This window comes from Vibrio sp. S17_S38 (genome assembly GCF_014694375.1).
Classification (GTDB): Bacteria; Pseudomonadota; Gammaproteobacteria; order Enterobacterales; family Vibrionaceae; genus Vibrio.
In genome coordinates this window covers 173,127-194,305 of sequence record NZ_JAAUWW010000004.1, presented here as the reverse complement: position 1 = coordinate 194,305, position 21,179 = coordinate 173,127, and the positions used below count along the sequence as shown (strand labels likewise).

Here is a 21,179-nt window from a genome sequence, read left to right as displayed (position 1 = left end):
ACTTGTAATTTATCAGTTCTATACCATACTTTTCATAGGTAGAAAGCAACTTACATGGAGGGAATAGCTTCTACAGGCAAAAAGCGATATTGATTGTGCAACAGACATATCGTTAGCGAAAAGCGTTAGATACTTGAACGTTATGATTAGAAATTAGAAATTAGAAATAAAGAGTACAGTGTGAAAAATATCGTTACATATAATGAAATCCTCGACTTATGGTCAACAGGATATCTTACCTGCTTGACTCGCATACTCACGATTGAGTTTCGAGGGGAAAGCGCACTGCAAATGGTGCGCTTTTTACTATTTGTCATAAGATAATTCTGCCACAAAGTATGCTCTCATAAAGTCATACTGATATAAAATAATGCCGTAATAAGCCAATACTCTGCAAATAAACACTCATGTCTTATGAAATAATTCCTTGGAGTCCGTATTTTAAAATATATATACTGAGGTCTTAGTTGAGGAGTATTTATGTCAAAGCGGGTTGTCACTAATATTATCACTGGATTTTTAGGTTCAGGAAAAACCACAACAATCTTACATTTATTAAAGAATAAGCCTAAAAATGAAAACTGGGCGGTTTTGGTTAATGAATTTGGTGAGATAGGTATTGATGGGGCTCTGATGACAGATCAAGGCGCTATGATTAAAGAGATTCCTGGTGGTTGTATGTGTTGTACTGCAGGTGTTCCTATGTCGGTTGGTATCAATGCACTATTAAGAACAAATCCGGATCGTTTATTGATTGAACCTACGGGGCTTGGGCATCCTAAAGAAGTGACGTCTAAATTACTTTCAGCCCAATTTTCTCCTTATGTGGACTTAAAAGCGACAATTGCTTTAGTTGATCCTCGGCACATATCGAATGAAAAATACACCAGTAATCAAAACTTCAATGATCAATTAGATTCAGCTCAAATTATTGTTGCCAATAAAGCCGATCAATCATCAGAGCAAGATCTTGATAACTTGATTCATTGGTTTGAAAATTTCAGAAATAAGCATGAAGATAAAAACAAACAATTCCAATTAATTACCACATCACAAGGCTCCGTTGATTTAATTATATTAGATCAAGAGAGAGCAGCAGAACCTGAGTTAGATTCGGACCATTCAAGTCATTCTCACGACCATTTAGATCCTCAATTCGGTTTACAACCAGGGCAGGAATATGTTCGCAAAGAGAACAAAGGACAGGGTTATTTTAGCTGTGGTTGGCTATTTGGTGCAGAATCCACCTTCAATTTTGATTTGCTTTTCTCAATGCTTTCATCACTCACCGCAGAGCGAATCAAAGCTGTCATGAATACCGACCAAGGCTGTTATGCATTTAATGCCTCTAATGGTGTTGTGTCTATAAATCAAATGACATTAGAAGGTTACGAATCTCGTATTGAAGTTATCGACAGTGAGTTACTACCATGGCAACAATTGGAAGAGGTTTTATTATCGTTAATACGGAAAAATGATTAAGTCAAAATAAAAAAAGCAGCTGAAAAATCGGCTGCTTATTTAACGTAATAATACAAAGGGTGAGGAAGGATGCATTAACGTTTATTGCGTAGATAACGTTTGCGACGCTCTTCCTTCTTTTTAATCTGCGCTTCTTTTTTACGCTCAGCTTCAATTTCAACTTCGATCAATTCTTGGGTGATCATTTCTGGAAGCTCTAAGGTAACTTTCCCTAAAGTACCACTACGCAGCTCATGTAATAAAATTTCAGATGCTTTATGTAAATCGATGCGACCACCGGCACGTAAAGCACCACGTTTACGGCCAATCTCTTCCATCCACTCAACATCACTTTGTGGTAATTCTTCAATATTGTAACGCGCTTGCAGTAGCTGTGGATAATGTGCGGCTAAATATTCTACGGTATAAAACGCCACTTCATCGTATTCCATAGCCGTATCTTTTACCGCACCCGTTGCTGCTAAGCGGAAACCTGAATGTGGATTTTCAACTTTCGGCCATAAGATCCCAGGAGTATCCGATAGTACAATACCGTTTTGTAGATTGATGCGTTGCTGGCGACGAGTAACCGCGGGTTGATTACCCGTTTGCGCTATCATACGGCCAGCTAATGTATTGATAATCGTTGATTTACCTACGTTCGGTATCCCCATGATCATTGTTCGAATATCTTTACCAATATCACTGCGATGAGGAGCAAGCTTACGGCATAATTCCATGATCTTGAAAACTTCTTGCGGGTTTTCAGTGGTGATCGCCATGGCTTTCACACCTTGCTCTTTTTCGAAGTGATCAATCCATAATTGTGTTAATTCTGGATCGGCGAGATCACGTTTGTTCAGTACCTTAATACAAGGTTTATCACCGCGTAGGTGTGAAATTAATGGGTTTTCACTAGAAAAAGGAATTCGAGCATCCAAGACTTCAATAATGACATCAATTTTCGGAATAACTTCTTCGATCTCTTTACGAGCTTTGTGCATATGGCCCGGAAACCATTGGATTGAGTTGTTAATTGTCGACATTGAATCGCCTTTAATTGAGTACGAGCGTTATTGGTGCCTAATAGAGGGATCTTAACACTTTATAGCTGGTGCGGAAATGCATAAACTCGTTAAGCTGGCTCATTGCTTAGAGTGAAGTATATTATGAATGGTCATAGACACTATCTAGGATTTCACCATGAAGAACGATTTAAAGGGCTGTCATTTTTAGGTACGAAATGTAAAATCGTTCATATTCTATGCACTTAGATGGATATTGTTATAAAAGGGCTTTTTTTTCGATAAGTTATGGCATTATGGTCGGGCTTTCAAAGAGAACCTATCTCATATTAAGCGTGCGTCGTATAATGGCTATTACCTCAGCCTTCCAAGCTGATGACGCGGGTTCGATTCCCGCCGCACGCTCCAAATCTTATTGCACTATCATTCCAATTTAAACTATTGAATATAAACCCTATTTATTGAGTTATTTTGTGTCTTTGCTATCTGATTATTTAGATTTGAAAATAGCTCGGTGGCCAAATGGTGTCTGTTTGGTATCCAATGCTTGAAAGAGCATGTTTAAAACCCCGAAATCCATACCAAACTCGGTATACATACGCGGCCATAGAATTAATTACTCAATAAAGCCGTAGAAACAATAAAGATCGCCGTTATAGTCAGTTTACTGGTTGTTACTTAAATCTATTTAATAACGGCTTTTTTGTATATGACATTAATATCTACGGTGTATATTTCATTAACTAAAGAGTGATAGTGGAATCTTAAATACAGCCTTACGAACTTGATTTGGTTTGGATACCATACACAGTGCCTGATGTGGCTCTCCTGGCATGAAAATAGCAAAGTCTCCTACTTTTAAGTGTACAGCCTGCGTTAGTTTAGGTGAGTGAAGAATAAATAAGTCAGGCTTTTTTTCTTCAGCAATGTCACCTATACAATCTAAAACGCCGTAGTTAATTATTTCTTCTCCTTCAAGTACGATTTGAATATCAGCATAACATTGGTGATATTCCGTGTGCCTTTGACTCCATTCTTGGGTTTGAGCGCTACCTATATTACAAAACCATTCACTATTAGTTAATTGAAGCTTACCATCGTCCATTTTCATTAAGGCAGTGAATGAGCACTCTGGTAAAGAGAGAATATTTTTGAAATAAATTGGTAAGCCTGAGGTATGTAAAGACATTAAATTACCAAATATCATATTAATTTTCCTATAAAAACCCACAACATAATATTAATGTTGTGGGTTGTTTTTATTTTCCTACATTAAGTAAGCTTTTTTCTTGGCTGTTATGTTCTTTTTTTGCAGTTTTAAAGCACCATAAAATAGCAACAACATTAACGGCAACCATTAATAACCAGTAAGCGGTTCCTGAACGTTCAATAATTAAACTTATGCTGGCAATTAAGAATACAATTCGCTCAATTATATTTAAGTCTTTTTTGAGCCAGCCTTGTAAAAATACCGCCCAAGAAAATGTTGCCAACATCATTCCTGAAAATGCTAATAAGATGCTGAATATGGTGCCTTGCCATAAAACAGCAGGGTCACTAATAAAGCTAAATGGAATTAAGAAAATAACTAAAGCATATGAAAATGCATATAGCCCTGTTTTAGTTGAATTGCCGTTTGCTAAGGCCGCTGCTGCATAAGAGCATAAGGCGACAGGTGGTGTAACCATGGATAGTACACAGTAATACATCACGAATAGATTGCCGGCTAATACACTAACGCCCATATCTGTTAATGCAGGAACAAAAATGATTGATCCGATGATATAGGCGGCAACAGTTGGTAATCCCATGCCCATGATAATACAACCCAAAATGACCATGATTAAAGATAGGTATAAGTTGTTTGCCCCCACTTCTGTTAACAATTCAACGAACTTGAAAGCCAGATTGGATTGAGTCGCAATCACCATGATAATACCGACTGAAGCGAGAGGAACAGAAACCCATGCCATTTGTTTCGCAACATCCATGACTATCGTATATAAGTTATATAATGGATAGCGTGTGCTTTTTTTAATGAATGGGATAATGAGAGCGATAACTGAACCAATAAATGCCGCAAATGGAGCAGAATAACCCGCGAGCAATACTCCAATTAAGACGAGTGGGGAGGCAAGCAAGTGTAATCTAGGTTTAATTGGTTCAATTTTTAAATCTTCAGTACTAATGTTACCAATACCTGTTTTACGAGCACGTAAATCAATAATAATGAAGAGAGCAAAGTAGAAACCTGCGGCTGGGATCAGCCCTGCGGCAGCAATATCCGTATAAGGAATGCCCAGCATATCGGCCATAACGAAAGCCGCAACGCCCATGATTGGCGGCATAAGCTGACCACCAGTTGAAGCAATAGCTTCTGTTGCTGCCGCTTGTTCTTTTGAATAGCCAGAACGATGCATGATGGGAATGGTTAACACACCTGTCGAGGTGGTATTTGCGACAGCGGAGCCACTAACCATACCAAATAGGGCTGAGCCTAATAGCGACATTTTCGCTGCGCCACCGGTTAGCTTAGCTGTTGCTAGCATGGCAATATCAATAAATATGCTTCCACCACCGGTTAAGGTGAATATGCTGCCGAACATAACAAAGAAAAAGACGAAATTAACCGCAGTACTTGCCGTTACACCAAAAATACCATCTGTTTTCATGGTAATGATTTCGGTCATTTCTGATAGAGGGAAGCCTCTGAATGCTGTCCAGCCTGGGAAGTGGGGACCAAAGTAAGCATAAATAACGAAAAATATAATGACGCTTAATAACGAGAAACCAACCGATCGTCGAACACCTTCAAATATTAAGAGTAGCCCAACAATAAACACTAATTTATCCGATAATAAAATATCATCAATCATTTCTAATCTGGTTTCTAGTCGGTCCATATCCGTAATGAAATGAACACATATTAATAATGCGGATGCAATTAATATGATATCCAATAATCTAGTTAAATATTTTAATGATCCTTCTTTTATTTCTATTGGTTTAAAACAAAAGATCAGTGATGTTGCCATAAATACATGAACCGATGCCGCCATTAACGGCGATACGGGAACGAAGAATTGTTTAATTAGGAAGAATATATAACTAAAAGAAATAGCTATTTTTATTCCATTAAAAAATAAACTATACATATTACTCACCTCAAAAGACCCACCCAAAGAATTGGGTGGGGTTGTTTTTATTTTATCCAGCCTTTTTCTTTATAATATTTAGCTACGCCTGGGTGTAATGGTAACGTACTTTGTAATGCGCTTTTTTCTGGAGTCCATACACGTAATGGTGCGTGAGTTGCTTTGATTTTTTCTTGACCTTCAACCAAAGCTTTTGTGATGGCATACACCGTATCATCATCAACATGTGTGCTGGTTAAGAAAACAGATGCACTAACAGGATTTATATAATCTTTAGATTGTCCTTTATACGTTTCTGCTTTCATTACTCCAGTTGGAAGCCCTACTGTTGCTAAAGCATCTAGCACTTTTTGTGGAAAGGGAATATAAACCACATCACTTGTTAGCGTCATTTCAGTGACGGAAGGGTGGTTTGCAGGAACGTTCTCAATGAAGACATCGATACTGTTGTCTCTTAGCATTTGAGACATTTGTCCGCCGCCCACTTGTATAAGTTTTCCTTCTTTACGTAGTGTTTGTAGATCGGTACCTAAGGCTTCAAACATAAAGTTGGCAATAATAGGAACTTGTGAGCCGGTTGGTGATGTTGCGATGACGACGTTATCGGCATTAATGATTTTTTCTAATGTGTCGTTACCCGTACTTTCCACCCATGCCTTACGCGCAACCACAATGGTGTAAGCTTCTTGTAAACCATTCAGCATGCTTCTTAGTTCGGTGTTTTTTTTACCTTTATAAATATCCGTTAGTCCATCTTTTGCCCATGCAGATGCATTTGAAGTAGCAAAACCAAAATCGGCTTTGCCATTATTGACGGCAACGGGATTTGTCATACCACCACCGCGAGGGATCAAATCGACGCTATATTCGCCTTTTGTATTATCGGCAATGATTTTTGAAAATGTTGTCCCGTAGGTATACCAGCCACCACCAGGTTCTTCAGCGATGATACTTACGGTTTTCGCAAATGTTGGTTGTGCAACTAATAACCCTGCAACGGCAATTCCTTTTGCATAATTAAGTAGCTTCTTTTTGAATGTTTTTGTCATCATCATTCTCGTCCTTTTATTATTGGTTTACAGCTTATTGGTTATGAATAATTGTTTTTATTTTATTGACATCATCATCGGTAAAACATACTGGGTAACGGCTTTCACCGACATCTTCACCAAGTAAACTAATGGTTTTCTTAACTACGGCAGGTGCAAAGGCTATTGGATATAAATTGTCTCTTAAGTAGTTAATTCTTTCTTGTGCTTGATTGGCTGATTGCAAATCATCATTTTTAAATCCTGTATAAATTTGGTTAACAAGATCCGGGACGATATTGGCAATGCCAGAGACACAACCAATGCAGCCTTCTTGGAAACCAGTTAAGATCAAAGAATCAGGGCCAGTTAATACATCAAACTGATTATGTTTACGGGCGATCTCTAAGAATCCTGACAAGCTTTCGTATGAACCAGCGCTATCTTTTATGCCATAGATATTGGGGTGACTTGCTAATGTATCTGCAATGGTGGGAGTAATAGTATTGCCAGTGCGAGCAGGAATATTATAAAGATAAACTGGAATATCTAAGCTATCGGCGACTTGGCGATAATAGTTGATTAACTCAGCCTCTCTGAGCGCAGAAAACCATGGTGTAATCACTGACACGGCATCTAAACCTAACGATTGCACGTCCTTACCATGGGCAATGGTTTGCTCTAATGTGAGCTCACCGATATGGCTAACCACACTCACTCGACCTTTTGCTTGCTCGATGCATACGGCAGTCACGCGTCGCTTTTCCTCATCGGTTAGAACAAAAAATTCACCGTTGGTGCCATTGCAAAAAATATTGTTACCGAAGCCAATTTGACGTTCAACTTGGGCTCTTAACCCATTCTCATTCAGTGATCCATCTGGGTTGAATGGCGTGACAATGGCAACATATGGTCCTGAGATTGGTGTGTTCATCATGATTCCTTATTCACAAATACTGTTATAGATTTCAAAAACTTCTTGTTCAGTCACACTGACTGGAGAGTTATTAAGTAAACGTTTCACTTCCATCGCATTTTTAGCCAGTTCGGCAATTTGAGACTTATCGATTCCAATATCATTGAGCTTGATCGGGAGCTGTAACTTATTCACTAAGTTTTCAAGGTAAGCCACTAATTGGTTTGCTTTTTCAGTCTCACTTAATGCTAAATTTGCGCTTGGTAATAAATCATAGACTTGAGCAAATTTTTCACTGGTATGTGCACAAATATGTTTCATACACGGAACGAGCAATAACGAGTTGGCTAGACCGTGTGGGATCTTGTATTTACCACCAAGAGGATAAGAAAGGGCGTGAACCAGATGAGTGCCTGCATGAGATATGGCAGCACCACCATAATAAGAGGCCCACAGCAAATTTAAACGCACCAATAAGTTGTTTGGTTGATCAATAACTTCCTCTATATTGGTGAAGAATTTTTGCATACCTATCAAGGCGTAATTGTCACCAATTGGGTTGGAAATACTGGCAGTAAAGCATTCAATGAGGTGGCATAACGCATCTATACTCGTTGATGAGGTAATATGATGAGGCATTGATAGAGTAAGCTCAGGAACGAGTAATACGTAATCTGGTAGCATTATTGGTGAGATGATGCCGACTTTTGTTGCTTGTGCGGGCAAGGCAATGATCGCATTAGGCGTTGCTTCAGCGCCAGTGCCTGCCGTGGTTGGTACTAATGTTAAAGCAATCCTTTGACTTGGCTTTTCTCCGACTAATAGTGATTGAAAAACGTCAATTTTACTTTTATCACCTTGTTCTGCATAGAGGACAGAAATAAGCTTACTAATGTCTAATACGCTACCGCCACCAATACCCAGTACCATATCAATGTTTTGTGGAAGCTTATTAATGAGCGTAATGACATCTTGATCCGTTGGTTCGGCAGGAAGATCATCAATAATATAAATATTATTTGTGGTTTGTTTTAGCTCATTAATGAGAGTTTGTATGGCCGGTAATACAGAGACATTCTTATCGGTCATTAGCAATAGATTATTATAGTGACGGGTCACTTCTGTAATTTGTTTTGTATCGCCAGTTAATACCGATGTAAAAATATTCATACCATCCCTCATTTGATTTACTTCAATCATGTTTTCGATTAATTGAACCTAATCCTAATTCAATAATGTATAAATAAGTTTGATCGTGCTCCCATTTAATCAAAATGATTAAATATAATCATTTTGTTGTTTATTCGTGCATGTTTTTTGTTTATGATGCTTATACAGTCGAAAATTAGGCAGTAGAAGTGATGACAAGAATGAGGCAGGCATTGAATTATATCGTAGCGGATGACTTTACTGGTGCTAATGACATTGGTATTGGTTTGGTTTATTCAGGAAATAAGGTCTCTGTTATTTTGCCGTCAGACGAGAGGCCTCTAAATCCATCAGCTAACCAAAGTTACATTTTATGTACCGATAGCCGTGATGATCATTTTTCTGTTGCCCAGAGCAAAATTCATAAGATGAAAGCTGACTTTCCTCAACTAACTCAGCAGAAAATATTATTGAAAAAAGTTGATTCCACGCTGAGAGGTAATATTGGCGCAGAAATTGAAGCGCTTGCCGATAATGATTTTCCTCTGGTCATCGTCGCCATTGGTGCCCCAAGTGTGGGCCGAAAAACGTTGCAAGGAATCTGTTATGTCGATGAACTACCATTGATAGAAACGGAGTTTGCCAGTGATCCTAAATCACCGATTAGCTCTTCTCGAATTAGCGATATTATTGCTTCTCAAACGAATTGGCCGTTCAAAAATATTTATCTTAATGATATTCGCTCTTCACAGTTACCTGAAATTTTCATGATGTATCAGCAATTTAAACCACGAATTGTTATTTGTGATGTTGAAAATACTCAAGATTTAGATTTGATTTATAACGCAGCATTATCGCTACCTTGCCAAGTGTTATTGGTTTCTACTGGAGATATGACACGGGTGGTTTCGCCATTGGCTGAATTTTCTTCTGATATATCAATCCCCAAATTAATAAAGACTAATATACCGATGTTAGGCATTGTCGGGTCGATGAGTGAAGTGAGTGTGCAGCAACAAAAACGGCTTGAAGAATCAGACAGCACTCATGTGATAGATGTTGATGTAGAAGCCTTATTGTCTTTAAACAGTGAGCAGTATTGCTCAATGATTGCGAAGCAAGCAGCACAATTTTTGACCACTGGGCTGCATTGTTTTTTGAGAACTTGCCGTGATGTAGATCAACGACAACAGCTTATCAATATTTCCAACCGTTTAGGCCTATCTCGTCAAGAACTTGGCAATAAGGTGAAATTATCTCTCGCTGAGTTAACTCAAAATATTATTACCCTGCAGAAACCAGGTGCTCTCTTTTTATGTGGTGGTGATATAGCATTAGCGATATGCCATCAATTAAATATAAGTGAATTTACTCTTCAAGGGATCACTGCTGAATGTGTCCCTTGGGGGTATTTATCTTATCCACAGCTTACATCAATTCCTGTATTTACCAAGGCGGGTGGGTTTGGCGACTCAACCACTCTGTTACAGGTTATCCATTTTATTGAAAAGAGGATTTAATATGAACGGTATTATTGGCATAACTATGGGTGATCCGGCTGGTATTGGCCCTGAAATTATTATGAAAGCATTGGAAGCGCCTTCTTTGAAAGGGCGTCAATGTATTGTTATTGGCAGTGCTGATATTTTGAGATTAACCATTGAAAAAGGGTTGTGCGCTCAAGCAAAGATCAATGTTATTAATGAGGTCAGTGAGGCTAACTTTTCACCTAATGTTGTTAATGTCATTGATATACCTTTGGACGATATCAGTAGTTTTGAGTTTGGTAAAGTTCAGCCACAAGCGGGTGATTTGGCTTATCGGTGTATTGAAAAAGCGACATCATTAGCTTTATCTGGTGATATTGTCGCCGTGGCAACAGCACCTTTGAATAAAGAAGCGCTTCATTCGGCTGGGCATTTATATCCAGGTCATACCGAACTGCTTGCTAAGCTAACCAATACTAAAGATTATGCAATGGTCTTGTATACGGACACATTGAAAGTGATCCATGTTACGACTCATATTGCCCTACTTGATTTTTTAACGAATTTAAATCAAGAAAGAATTAATACGGTTATTGGGATTGCTGATTCTTTTATGAAAAAAGCTGGCTTTGAACATCCTAGAATTGCCGTTGCAGGTGTAAACCCTCATGCTGGTGAGAATGGATTATTTGGTAAAGAAGAGATCAATATAGTTACGCCTTCGATTAATACAATGAAAGCAGAAGGTATTGATGTGTATGGTCCTTGTCCTCCTGATACGGTTTTTTTACAAGCGCATCAGGGTAAATATGACATTGTTGTGGCTATGTATCATGATCAAGGCCATATACCATTAAAATTAATGGGTTTTTATGATGGTGTTAATATCACTGCAGGGTTACCATTCTTCCGTACTTCCGCCGATCATGGCACTGCTTTTGATATTGCTTGGCAAGGTAAAGCGAATCCTGAGAGCATGATCGTTTCTGTTGAATTGGCCGTAAAGTTAAGCAATATATGAAAAATCAGCATCGAGTTGAAAAAATAATAGAATATCTAAAATCTTATAATTTGGCGACGGTAGAAGATTTGGTGAAAATTGTCTCTGCATCTCCAGCGACGGTGCGCCGAGATTTGATCCAATTAGATGAGCAAGGCGTAATATCCCGTACACATGGCGGGGTTTCGTTAAATCGTTTTGTTGCCAATCAACCCACCACTAACGAGAAAATGATCCAAAATATTCGTGAAAAGCGGTTGATAGCGGAAGCTGCCATGGGGTTGGTTAAATCTGGAGATTCTGTTGTACTCGATGCAGGAACAACTGCATTAACACTCGCACGACATTTTATTGAACTGCCGCTGCGAGTGATCACCGTGGATTTACATATTGCCTTGTTCTTATCGGAATTTAAGCAGATTGAAGTGATCGTTGCGGGAGGGAAAGTGGATGATAGTAGCCAGTCTACGATAGGTGAGCATGGTCGCTCCTTATTGAGAAGCATTAATCCAGATGTGGCTTTTATTACTTGTAACTCATGGAGTATCGAGAAAGGGATAACGACACCAACCGAAGAAAAATCTGCCCTAAAACATGATCTGATCTCCAGTGCGACAACGAAAGTCTTGATAGCGGACAGCAGCAAGTTCGGTAAATATTCATTATTTAAAGCCTGTGATCTACAAGATTTAGATTACATCGTATGTGATAGTAATTTACCTATTGAAGAACAAGAAAAATTGAAACAAACGGGCATAAAAACTATTTTTGTCTAGCTCGCTAAACATTACCAGTTTTGCTAGTATCTCTGAACTTCGTTGGGGAGTAGCCTGTTTCCAGTTAATGGAAAAGTCCGTATCAACATAATTGGTGGTGAAATCACCATGGTACGAACACCTCTTGGTTGGCGAGACCATCGATATATCCATGCCTTATGGTCAGGCGTGTGGATGTATTGTGGACTCAATTTTCAGCCTGACCGGAGTTGTAAATAAAATGAACCTCTTAGCCCTTATCCTTCTTGCTTTTGCAATGTCCACCGATGCTTTTGCCGCAGCTATTAGCAAAGGTGTCAGAATAAAAAATACCTCGTTTGTCTATGCTCTAAAATTAGGGCTAATCTTTGGGTTTGTCGAATCTATTACACCTATTATTGGTTGGTTTATTGGTCGCTCTGCTTCAACCTATGTTGAGTCATGGGATCATTGGATTGCTTTGGTTTTATTGTGTGGATTAGGTCTTCATATGATCTACGAAAGTTTTAACCATACCGAAGAAAGTGAGCATTCGTTACCTAAAAAACAGTCTTTGGCATTGATTATTCTCACTGCTATAGGAACCAGTATTGATGCAATGGCAGTTGGGGTTGGCCTTGCATTTATAGATGTGAGAATTGAAATTGCTGCGTTATTGATTGGCTCTGCAACGTTCATCATGGTCACAATTGGCGTTATGCTCGGTGGTGCTTTAGGGAATCTAATTGGTAAAAGAGCTGAAACTTTTGGTGGTTTTATACTGATTGCTGTAGGTGTATGGCTGTTCTGTGATCATGTAATGTAAATTCATTGTTGTGCTCAATATTGCTCCGCCATAATTTAATACCCATGAGTATTTTTCTTAGTCTGATCTTAATGGTTTAGCATTATGAACCATTAAATATGGATCAACAAAATTTCAAACGCTGGTTCAGTACCGAGTAATAAACGATTATGAGATTCAATGAGCCAAACTATTTAGACCAAAGGTTATGTATAGGTTTTACGGTACGCTTATGGTGAATCACTATTCGGTGCTTATTTGTGTAGGAAATCAATAATGAAAAAGGTGGTTAACAATATATGTTAGCCACCTTTTTATTTGGTTATCAGCTATACAGTGGATTGATATTATCGTTGTTCTAAAGGATATGAGCGATAGCTCCACATACCGTAAACTCGTAGTGCGTCACGATAAATGCCCAGTAATTCACCATCGGTAGGAACTTTTAATTCTTCTAATGGACGATCGTTAGCGGCATAGGTATCAAACTTAATTCCTTTTGGGCCCGTTTGCCAGCTAGCTACTTCAAATAATGCTTGCCCACGACGAACATGGCTTGCAGAGCTAATAATGGTTGCGTGATCGATATTATGGCGAGCTAACATATAACTACTATAAAGCGCATTTTCGACTGTACTTCTAGCGTAGTTATCTTCAATGATGCGCGATTTATCGATACCATTTTTCACTAGCCAATTGGCCATTAACTTACCTTCAGTTTTGTGATTTTTAGGCACTCCACCAGTGACAATGATGTAAGCGTTAGGATTCTTTTTGGCCATCGTTAATGTTGCGTTAAGTCGTTCAATCAATATTTCATTCATGCTTCCATCAGGATTTAAAGCATAGCCTAATGTGATAATGGCATTATTACCTTTGGTTGATCCTTTAATCGTATTACTGAGTGGTGTATCAACGATTCGGTTAACGGTCGACATGATTTTCTTCAAATCAGCGACACGACCTTTGTTTAATTGCTCTAACGCGTTTAAATGTTTAGTCACTTCACTCTTATTACCTTTAAAATTTTGCCAAATAACAAGGTATGAATGAGCATCTACATCATCCGGAGCGACCTCTAAAACTTGACTAAATAGCTCAATCGCTCGATCGACATTACTATTGTAAATCTGCGCATTGGCCGCTGAAAAGAGTAAGTCAACGCGATAAGGTTCCAACTTATAGGCATCAAGTAGATTGCTTGTGATCATCTCCATGTTCGTTGGCATTTTAGCCGTAAAACCTGCGTGGGATATACGAGCAGGATTTTTAAACGCTTGATAGGCATCATTAAGTAACTGGTCAACGACCTGACGCTGAGAGGTCATTTCCGTATAATTGATTTGTGGTTGAACCACATCTAATGCAGCAAGACTTTGTACTGAATATAAAGAACTAGAAAGGATCGCTGCAAAAGTAAGAGATAAGAGTGTGCGTTTCATGACGATTCCAAAATAAATAACAAGGAAAGTTATCTTACATTGTGGCGGTATGGTGTGATGTGAGCGTTCTCTTATTTATAGTTATCATTGATTCGATTAGATATTTAGGTAGTGTAGAGCTCAGAACCGATACCAAGACTGGTTATAATTCTAGAGTTTCACTATATATTCATTTATGTAAACTGGATGAGCTTGCTTGTGTTCATAACACTAAATTGAGCTTTATTGATTTAATTGGTAGTGATGCCGTTTCCGCACCATTGGTGGATAATATTATCGATTTAGCCAGAAGGTTAAATCTGAGTTTGACTGCTGAAGGGGTTGAAGATCAAGTTCAGGTTGATTATTTAAAAGAAAATGGTGTGGACTATCTTCAAGGTTATTTCTACGGTAAGCCAATTCCACTAGATGAATTTATTCGAACATATTTGAAATAACCTTAACTATTCACTTATTGCTCAGAAAGAAGGTCAAGCACCTCGACTGTTTTTATTAAGATACGCTTTTACTAAATAAAAGCATGTGATTAATAAATCGGCCGAGGTGTTTTTTTATGTGGCTAATACATTAACGATGTAGCTTTTTTACCTTAAAGCAACTCTGCTAGCTTTGTTAACTTTGGTAGTGACTTTATTTTGTCTACCACGATCTGACTAATAGCTTGAGCTCCTTGTTGCTGAAAATGTGTGGTGTCTGGTTTTTCCAAGCTACCGGTTTTTCCTTCGTAATATGGGTATTGATTAGGATCTACTGCTAGCCATAATTGATCCCAATTTTCACCTGCATTATCGCCAAGTTTGATGGATTCAGCTTGTAAATCGATTAATGGGATGTGATATTTTTTTGCCGTATCAATAATGGTTTGAGTATAACTGCCATAAAAAGCATAACCATTATCCGCATTTTGTTTGGTTACATGCTGTACGGGATTTATCGGAGCGCCAAGGGCACCTTGAGCCGTTTTAGCGCGAGCAAGTGGTGTGAACAGTACTGGTTGCATTCCATGCATTTTGGCGAACAATAAATAACGCTCTAAAGAATGTTGGAAAGAGTAATGAGGTAACCAACGTGGTGATTGTGGTCTACCATCGGCACTATTTGGGTAAGTACATAAGTTTGCCACATCAATTGGGCCTCTATCTCCATTGGCACCATTACATTTCTCATCATTATGACCAAATTCGATGAAGAGATAATCGCCGCGCTGTACATAAGGTTCAATACTGCTTAACCAGCGACCATTAATGAAGTCACGTGAACTACGGCCAGAACGTGCGGCATTCACGATGGACAAATCAGGAGTGGTATATTGTAAATCGAAGGCTTGACCCCAACCCATTCTTGGAAATAAATCGGCTTCATAGTTAGAGACGGTTGAATCGCCAACAATAAACACTCTTGTTTTAGCTCTTTTCACTTGTTGTTGTACTTGTGATAATTGGTCTGCTTGCAGCTGATAACTTGGGTTATCGGAGACACTCAGCAAGGGGTGAAATGCTAAATCGGTTAAGGTTGTGGCTGATGCCAAGCCGGTGCTGGTGGTGTAGCCACGATTGTGGATCACTTGCTTGATCAAATCCTCCATTAATGAATGGTATTGTTTCGAGTAAGAAACCGGATTCCAATCATTATTTTTACTATTACCCTGCTCATTACTTTGTTTTTTATTACGTTGATCTTTATTACGGTTAGGTGCTAAGTCGCCGAATGCCTGTTCAAAGTGTGTTTGTGCCAATTCAAACGCATCTAAAGGCAGTGCTGGTACATATCCTTTGGCAACCAATTGTTGTGGGCCATCTATACCGGCGGCGCTGGCAACACTAGAAACGATGACATCTGAAAATGGATTAATATTTCCAATAGTGACGTCACCTGCATTTGCTTTCGTAATCAATGCACTCATGCAGAGTGAACGTTTTTTATCGCTGTTTAAGCAGGAAAATCCACTGTGATCATCTACAGAAACGACAATAGGTAACGTCATTTTTGCAATGTTGGTTTGATAGCGACCCTTTTTATCGGTTCTGGCTATTACGGTTTGCCCTAGGCTATCAATCACGGTAATGGTTGCTGGGAATTTCATCGCTTGGTTCAGAACTTCGCCTTTTAATTGGCTGTCGTTTGGTAAAGAAAGATCAGGAATCCATCCCTGCAAAATAATGTCATTATCATATTTTTTGATTTGTTGCTTACTGAGTTGCGGGCGGTAGGCTTTGTCTTTCAATTTGTCTGAATGAGTATGATGTGATTGAACGGCGCCTTCACCTCGGTTGTGATATTCCCAAAATCGAGAGTCTTCTGGGGTGAACCAGACTTTACTTCCATCTTTGCCTGTTCCCGACATTTTATCCCAGCCATAAATATGGTCATCCATCGTGCAATTAATAAAAGCGCTGTGTCCAATCGCATTTGGATCGGCGTAACGACCATCATCAAACGTGGTGGTAGGATGCCAAGGGCGACCTAAAGCGAAGGAGTTAGCTGGAACTTCGTTGCTTTCTTTGGTTAATTGACAATTTTTAAAAACAAATCCATAAGGTTGTTTAATATCTGTGGCGGGTGCGGTGAGATAACCATAAGGCTCTCCGCTTGCGACATCGTTTCTATTTCTCGCCACAATGTCACTATTTTCTATGAGTGCGCCACCGTAGCCAAAGATAAAATCAACATGACCACTAATGCGAGATTGGTCAAAATAATTCATTGGAGATTTGATGTATAAGGTGTCTTGGTAGCCAACTAAGCTGACGTTTTTAAATTGGCTGTGGTTGGCTTGGTTTGAAATCAATAAAGCGACAGCTTGTGTCGATTGTATTTTCGTTGGATCGCCATCGGCTTTGATTTGATTGGCAGGAAAGTCAAAGCCATTAGCAATGGTTAAGCTACGCGCAGTAAAGTTTTCGGCATTTATATTTACTGTTCGGCTTCCGGTCGTACCCCAATTTGAACCATCGGGTTTTAACGTGCCACTGGCTGTAGTAGCAGTAATGATGGTGTGATCACGATTCTCACCAATGAGATAAATATTGGGGCGTTCAATATTCAGTCTTTCGTTGTAAGTGCCATTTTTGATGTAGACAGTGTAAAGCGAGTTATCTTTCGGTGCGTTTTCTAGTGCTTCTTGAATTGTTTTGTAATCACCTGACTCATCTTGTGCGACGGTGACATTATAAAGTGATGCATAGGTGGGGAAAGATAGGGTGAGTAAGGTCGCTATTTTTAAGCTAGTGGCTAAAGTCTTTTTCATGATCCGTCCTAAATGTTGTTATCGAGATTGTGTCCTTTCATTTTCTTAAACAACAAACCCATAACCGAAAGGGGTTATGGGTTTTAAGTGAATGAACTATTTAAAGAGAATTTCTTTTAGTTTGAGCGCTTCAACTCGGCCGGGTATTTTTTGGCTTTCATCGATTTTTGCCGCAGCTTTTAATTTTTCAAGCAACTTGGCATCCATCGTGTTGTTATCCGAGAATTGCGTTTTTCCATCGCTATAGAAGGCATTATCAACCGCTTTTTCACTGCTGACCGAATCATCGTATTGACTTTCTTGATAGAAACGAAGCGAGGTATTGTGCGTAAATGTGCCTTGTTTAATTTCATCGGAATAAGGGCTTAAACGGAATAAATAGTTAAAACGCTTATTGTCGATAGAAACGTTATTTTCAACCGTTAACGTTCCCGGGTTAAAGTTATCCGTAAATCCATCCATATTATTGGCAAAAGCTAGGCTGTTTTTAATAACATGAGGAACGGGTAAGCCTTCGCCACCGAGTTTAAATCCATTACCAATGGTGCCACCTTTGTTTGGATAACCAAGATTTTGTCCATTCATAAAGGAGACCGAATCCAAAATGGTCACCGCGCCATTCGGACCATCTTCTACTTTGTTGAAGAGATCCCAGCCATCATCGGCATTGTGATGAGATATACAACGAATAAAGGTATTACCTTCACCAACACGCATTTTGGCAGCAAAGCCATCAGCGTTGATGCGTGATTCATCCATATTGTTATAGCTTTCACTGTCAATAACGGTGTTGTAGCTTGCCCACAACGCTTTGCCTACTTCAGCGGTAGAGGTTATTTGGAAACCAGTATCTGGAGCACCATGCGTCACCATTTTCTCGAAGGTATTATGGCTACCATGAACAATAAACTGAGCGCCAGACACTTCGATTCCGGTGTAATGCCAATAATGGGCATTGTGGATCACCTCACCGACAAAACGCACCTTATCGCCTTTAGCTACAAGGTTTTTCACATTGTCTTTGCTGCCGCTGGCCGTGGCTTCAATCGTAATGGCAGGGTAGTCACCATCTTCAAGATAAATTGTGCCGCCCGGAGCAAGTAATTCCATCGCTGTAGCAAGATTCATTGGATTTGCTTCACTGCCATCGGCTGTTGCTACACCGGTTGGGCTAACATAGATATCATCTGCATCAGCAACATTGGATTTTGTAACAACGACTTTATGCGTTTGTGCTTCTAGGCTTGGGCCTTCGCTTGCGGTAAAGGTAATTTCAAAATCGGATGAAGCGTTGTTGATATCGGCTTCGTAACTAAATAGCTCACCGGCTTTTATGGTTTGGTCTTTTACTACTGATTTACCATCTTGAGTGAGGCTGAAAGTACCAGCGTAGTTTGCACGTGCTTGAACTAAATAATCGTCACTGGCGGTACGAGGTGAAGAGGCATTTTCAAAAACCAGGTCATTGAGTTTGGCTTGATACTTTGGTGCATCGACGGTTTTAGCTTCTGATAAGGTTAATTTCACATCGGAAACATTGATTTTAGCGTTACGAGAAGCAAAGAAGCCTACATATTGAGTGTTTGGATCTTGCATCTCTACGATGTTGGCATGAGCGCCATCTAAAGACTGTGTTTTTTGTGTTTTTCCATCATCGTAACTAACTGTGAATCCAGAATCAGTACGAGTGACTGACATTTTATAATGGGTTTTAGGACCAAATGGCACACCTTTTACATATTCATCGCGGGACATTTTATTTCCGCCCGTTCCCCAAGGTTGGTAGATCCCTTCACGATAAATACCATTAATATTAGTTAACCCATTGACGGTTTTTTTATTGGCGCGTAGGGCATTCATTACCATGTTGGAAGCTGCTGGAAATTCTTCCATACCTTGAGGTTGAGGATCCATACGAGGCTTGCCGATCACATCACGGATCATGATGCCTGCACCTTCTTGACGGTTAGGTGTGGCGCCAGTTTCTGGGCCAAGTTGCTCTAATTGAATATCAGCGGTCAGCGTGAAGTTCACATCGGTTGGAAGTGAGGTGTAGTAATAAGTCACGCCTTCATGTGAGTTGGCTAGTTTTCCGCCGCGACTTTCAATGGTAAATTTATTGGCAAGTTTGCCTGAATCTATTTTTTTACCATCGACGGTAACTTGGTTAGTACCCACTTTTTCTGGAAGAATAGTTGATCCAAAATTAAGATCCGTTGATTGACCAAAAGTGATAGCGTGCCAAGTAAGATTTTTTGCATCGGGAACGGCATTAGCGGCAAGAACCGCAGGAGATAACAACATAGCTAAACAAACCGAGATAGTGGTTTTCTTCATTTTTACTTACTCCTTAAATGAAAAAAGGCTTATTCTGCTAAATACAAAATAAGCCCTAATAAAAAATGTTAGATAAACGGGTTATGGATATTAGTAGCTATATTTCATACCAACACGGTATCGTGGACGCCAGCTATCCATATCATCGCCATTATATTTAGCACTTGGTGTAACACCGATCTCTATAAATGGTGCCCATCCACCACCAAATCCTTTATATTCACCTGTTAAGTTAATTTCTGAAATACCTTCTTTGTTACCATCCCACACTTCAGCGCCTTCTTGCTTAATGGTGTAATCCGTACTGAAGCCGAATTTATAATCGGTTAAACCACTGTAGCTGGCTGCTAATGTAATTCGATTGTAGTGAGAAGAATCTTGAGAGCTTGCAACATTATCGTAGTGATAGCGATAGCGAATTGAAGTTGAGATGCTATCGGAGGCTTTGTAGCCAAGAGTTAAGTTCCCTTGGTAGCCGGTTTTCTTGTCGTTAGATTCAAGTTTAAATTGAGGTGTTAAAGAGAAGGCATCGCTCATTTTCCATTGGTAACTAATGTTTGCTTGTTGGCCATTGCCGCTGAAATCACTATAGGCGTCGTCGTTATTAGATTTCCATTTTCCTTCGACTTCAAAACCAACGCCACTTGCAAATCGATGGCTCACGGCAATACGGTCTGCATTCCCTGCAGCATTATCACCGAATTCAGGTTTCCATTCATGGCGAATATTAATAGTGGTTGCAGAGACAGAAGCAGAAGTTATTGCAACAGCTAGTAATGAGAGTGTTAATACCTTTTTCATAATCAATCCTTTTATTATTGGTTTGTTTTACGAAGTTAATATTAATATTAAACCGTATAAATAAAACATAAATTAAAATCTATTGTGATCCATGAAACATTGTTTTAAAAATATAGGTCTGTTTTTTTGAAGTTGATCATTTTTATTGTTTATTAATGGTGATTAGCTTGGTTTTGTTATGGGGTGTAAATGTTATTCATATGTGGTTGCATCTATTCATATATGTAAACAGAATGTATGTGAGGCATGTTAATGTATACTAATCTGTTTAAATTCAGTATTTTATAGTACTTTCTTCTGACTTTTATTTCTACTTAATAAATTTTAGCATAAATTTTAATTAACAATTTCCAATGATAAAACAATAAGACTTTAGTCTATGGTTGATCTTTGTTTTATGTTTTTATTATTTTTGAAACTGTTTCAATTTTTTATTTATTTAGATTTAATCAATCTTTTAGATATAAAATTGAAATAATGTTCCGAAATTATATATTACAGATCACATTTGTATTTATTGGCTATAGAATATTTCTTATCTCTCATCTATTTTGATATGGCTTCTGAGTCGTATTAACAGGGTCAGCTTCTA

The 21,179-nt window shown here is 38.9% G+C and carries 16 protein-coding genes, 1 tRNA gene and 1 riboswitch; of the genes, 7 read left to right on the top strand and 10 right to left on the bottom strand.

The genetic code is table 11. From position 1 onward, the window contains the following. The first annotated feature begins 480 nt into the window (after positions 1 to 480). Complete coding sequence (locus HC725_RS05175; RefSeq protein WP_190330704.1) at positions 481 to 1,482, top strand: CobW family GTP-binding protein; 1,002 nt, start codon at positions 481 to 483, stop codon at positions 1,480 to 1,482. 74 nt (positions 1,483 to 1,556) lie between these two features. On the opposite strand, the gene ylqF is transcribed toward HC725_RS05175, so the two are convergent. Further along, a complete protein-coding gene (gene ylqF / locus HC725_RS05170; protein ID WP_190330703.1) occupies positions 1,557 to 2,507 on the bottom strand; it encodes a ribosome biogenesis GTPase YlqF in 951 nt (316 codons plus the stop codon). A gap of 312 nt (positions 2,508 to 2,819) precedes the next feature. On the opposite strand from ylqF, the gene HC725_RS05165 reads away from it, so the two are divergent. Beyond that, positions 2,820 to 2,894, top strand: a tRNA-Gly gene (locus HC725_RS05165). 331 nt (positions 2,895 to 3,225) lie between these two features. Here HC725_RS05165 and HC725_RS05160 read toward each other — a convergent pair. The 5 genes from HC725_RS05160 to HC725_RS05140 are packed head-to-tail and all read right to left on the bottom strand — an operon-like array spanning position 3,226 to position 8,755. Beyond that, entirely contained in the window at positions 3,226 to 3,693 is a 468-nt protein-coding gene (locus tag HC725_RS05160) for a YhcH/YjgK/YiaL family protein (RefSeq protein ID WP_190330702.1), read from the bottom strand. A 52-nt stretch (positions 3,694 to 3,745) separates the two neighbouring features. Further along, positions 3,746 to 5,641, bottom strand: a complete 1,896-nt coding sequence (locus tag HC725_RS05155; protein WP_190330701.1) for a TRAP transporter permease — start codon at positions 5,639 to 5,641, stop codon at positions 3,746 to 3,748. A gap of 47 nt (positions 5,642 to 5,688) precedes the next feature. After that, positions 5,689 to 6,696: a TAXI family TRAP transporter solute-binding subunit gene (locus tag HC725_RS05150; RefSeq protein WP_238928430.1), complete on the bottom strand. Its 1,008-nt coding sequence runs from the start codon at positions 6,694 to 6,696 to the stop codon at positions 5,689 to 5,691. A 28-nt stretch (positions 6,697 to 6,724) separates the two neighbouring features. Continuing rightward, positions 6,725 to 7,603, bottom strand: coding sequence for a dihydrodipicolinate synthase family protein (locus HC725_RS05145; protein WP_190330700.1), 879 nt, complete (start codon positions 7,601 to 7,603; stop codon positions 6,725 to 6,727). Between the two features lie 9 nt (positions 7,604 to 7,612). Next, positions 7,613 to 8,755, bottom strand: a complete 1,143-nt coding sequence (locus HC725_RS05140; protein ID WP_190330699.1) for an iron-containing alcohol dehydrogenase — start codon at positions 8,753 to 8,755, stop codon at positions 7,613 to 7,615. A 191-nt stretch (positions 8,756 to 8,946) separates the two neighbouring features. Between HC725_RS05140 and HC725_RS05135 the strand changes: the two genes are divergently transcribed. The 4 genes from HC725_RS05135 to HC725_RS05120 all read left to right on the top strand — a co-directional run bounded on the left by HC725_RS05135 (position 8,947) and on the right by HC725_RS05120 (position 12,781). Then, positions 8,947 to 10,254, top strand: coding sequence for a four-carbon acid sugar kinase family protein (locus tag HC725_RS05135; protein ID WP_238928436.1), 1,308 nt, complete (start codon positions 8,947 to 8,949; stop codon positions 10,252 to 10,254). A gap of 1 nt (position 10,255) precedes the next feature. Then, the gene (gene pdxA, locus HC725_RS05130) at positions 10,256 to 11,242 is read left to right on the top strand and encodes a 4-hydroxythreonine-4-phosphate dehydrogenase PdxA (RefSeq protein ID WP_190330697.1); all 987 of its coding nucleotides are present in this window, start codon (positions 10,256 to 10,258) and stop codon (positions 11,240 to 11,242) included. After that, complete coding sequence (locus tag HC725_RS05125) at positions 11,239 to 11,997, top strand: DeoR/GlpR family DNA-binding transcription regulator (RefSeq protein WP_190330696.1); 759 nt, start codon at positions 11,239 to 11,241, stop codon at positions 11,995 to 11,997. Before pdxA ends, HC725_RS05125 begins: the two co-directional genes overlap by 4 nt. A 32-nt stretch (positions 11,998 to 12,029) precedes the next feature. Continuing rightward, positions 12,030 to 12,210, top strand: a riboswitch (yybP-ykoY riboswitch). A gap of 7 nt (positions 12,211 to 12,217) precedes the next feature. Beyond that, complete coding sequence (locus HC725_RS05120) at positions 12,218 to 12,781, top strand: manganese efflux pump MntP (protein ID WP_190330695.1); 564 nt, start codon at positions 12,218 to 12,220, stop codon at positions 12,779 to 12,781. 326 nt (positions 12,782 to 13,107) lie between these two features. Here HC725_RS05120 and HC725_RS05115 read toward each other — a convergent pair whose 3' ends face one another. Then, positions 13,108 to 14,202 (bottom strand): YdcF family protein, encoded by a 1,095-nt coding sequence (locus HC725_RS05115; protein ID WP_190330694.1) that lies wholly within the window; start codon positions 14,200 to 14,202, stop codon positions 13,108 to 13,110. A 41-nt stretch (positions 14,203 to 14,243) separates the two neighbouring features. On the opposite strand from HC725_RS05115, the gene HC725_RS16845 reads away from it, so the two are divergent. After that, positions 14,244 to 14,639 carry an EAL domain-containing protein gene (locus HC725_RS16845; RefSeq protein WP_342365924.1) on the top strand — a complete coding sequence of 132 codons (396 nt, stop codon included), beginning with the start codon at positions 14,244 to 14,246 and terminating at the stop codon, positions 14,637 to 14,639. A 152-nt stretch (positions 14,640 to 14,791) separates the two neighbouring features. Here HC725_RS16845 and HC725_RS05105 read toward each other — a convergent pair whose 3' ends face one another. The 3 genes from HC725_RS05105 to HC725_RS05095 form a co-directional block, all read right to left on the bottom strand. Then, positions 14,792 to 17,449, bottom strand: a complete 2,658-nt coding sequence (locus HC725_RS05105; protein WP_190330693.1) for a pectinesterase family protein — start codon at positions 17,447 to 17,449, stop codon at positions 14,792 to 14,794. A gap of 96 nt (positions 17,450 to 17,545) precedes the next feature. Beyond that, the gene (locus tag HC725_RS05100; protein WP_190330692.1) at positions 17,546 to 19,786 is read right to left on the bottom strand and encodes a right-handed parallel beta-helix repeat-containing protein; all 2,241 of its coding nucleotides are present in this window, start codon (positions 19,784 to 19,786) and stop codon (positions 17,546 to 17,548) included. 90 nt (positions 19,787 to 19,876) lie between these two features. Further along, positions 19,877 to 20,587, bottom strand: a complete 711-nt coding sequence (locus tag HC725_RS05095) for an oligogalacturonate-specific porin KdgM family protein (protein WP_190330691.1) — start codon at positions 20,585 to 20,587, stop codon at positions 19,877 to 19,879. Positions 20,588 to 21,179: the final 592 nt, after the last annotated feature.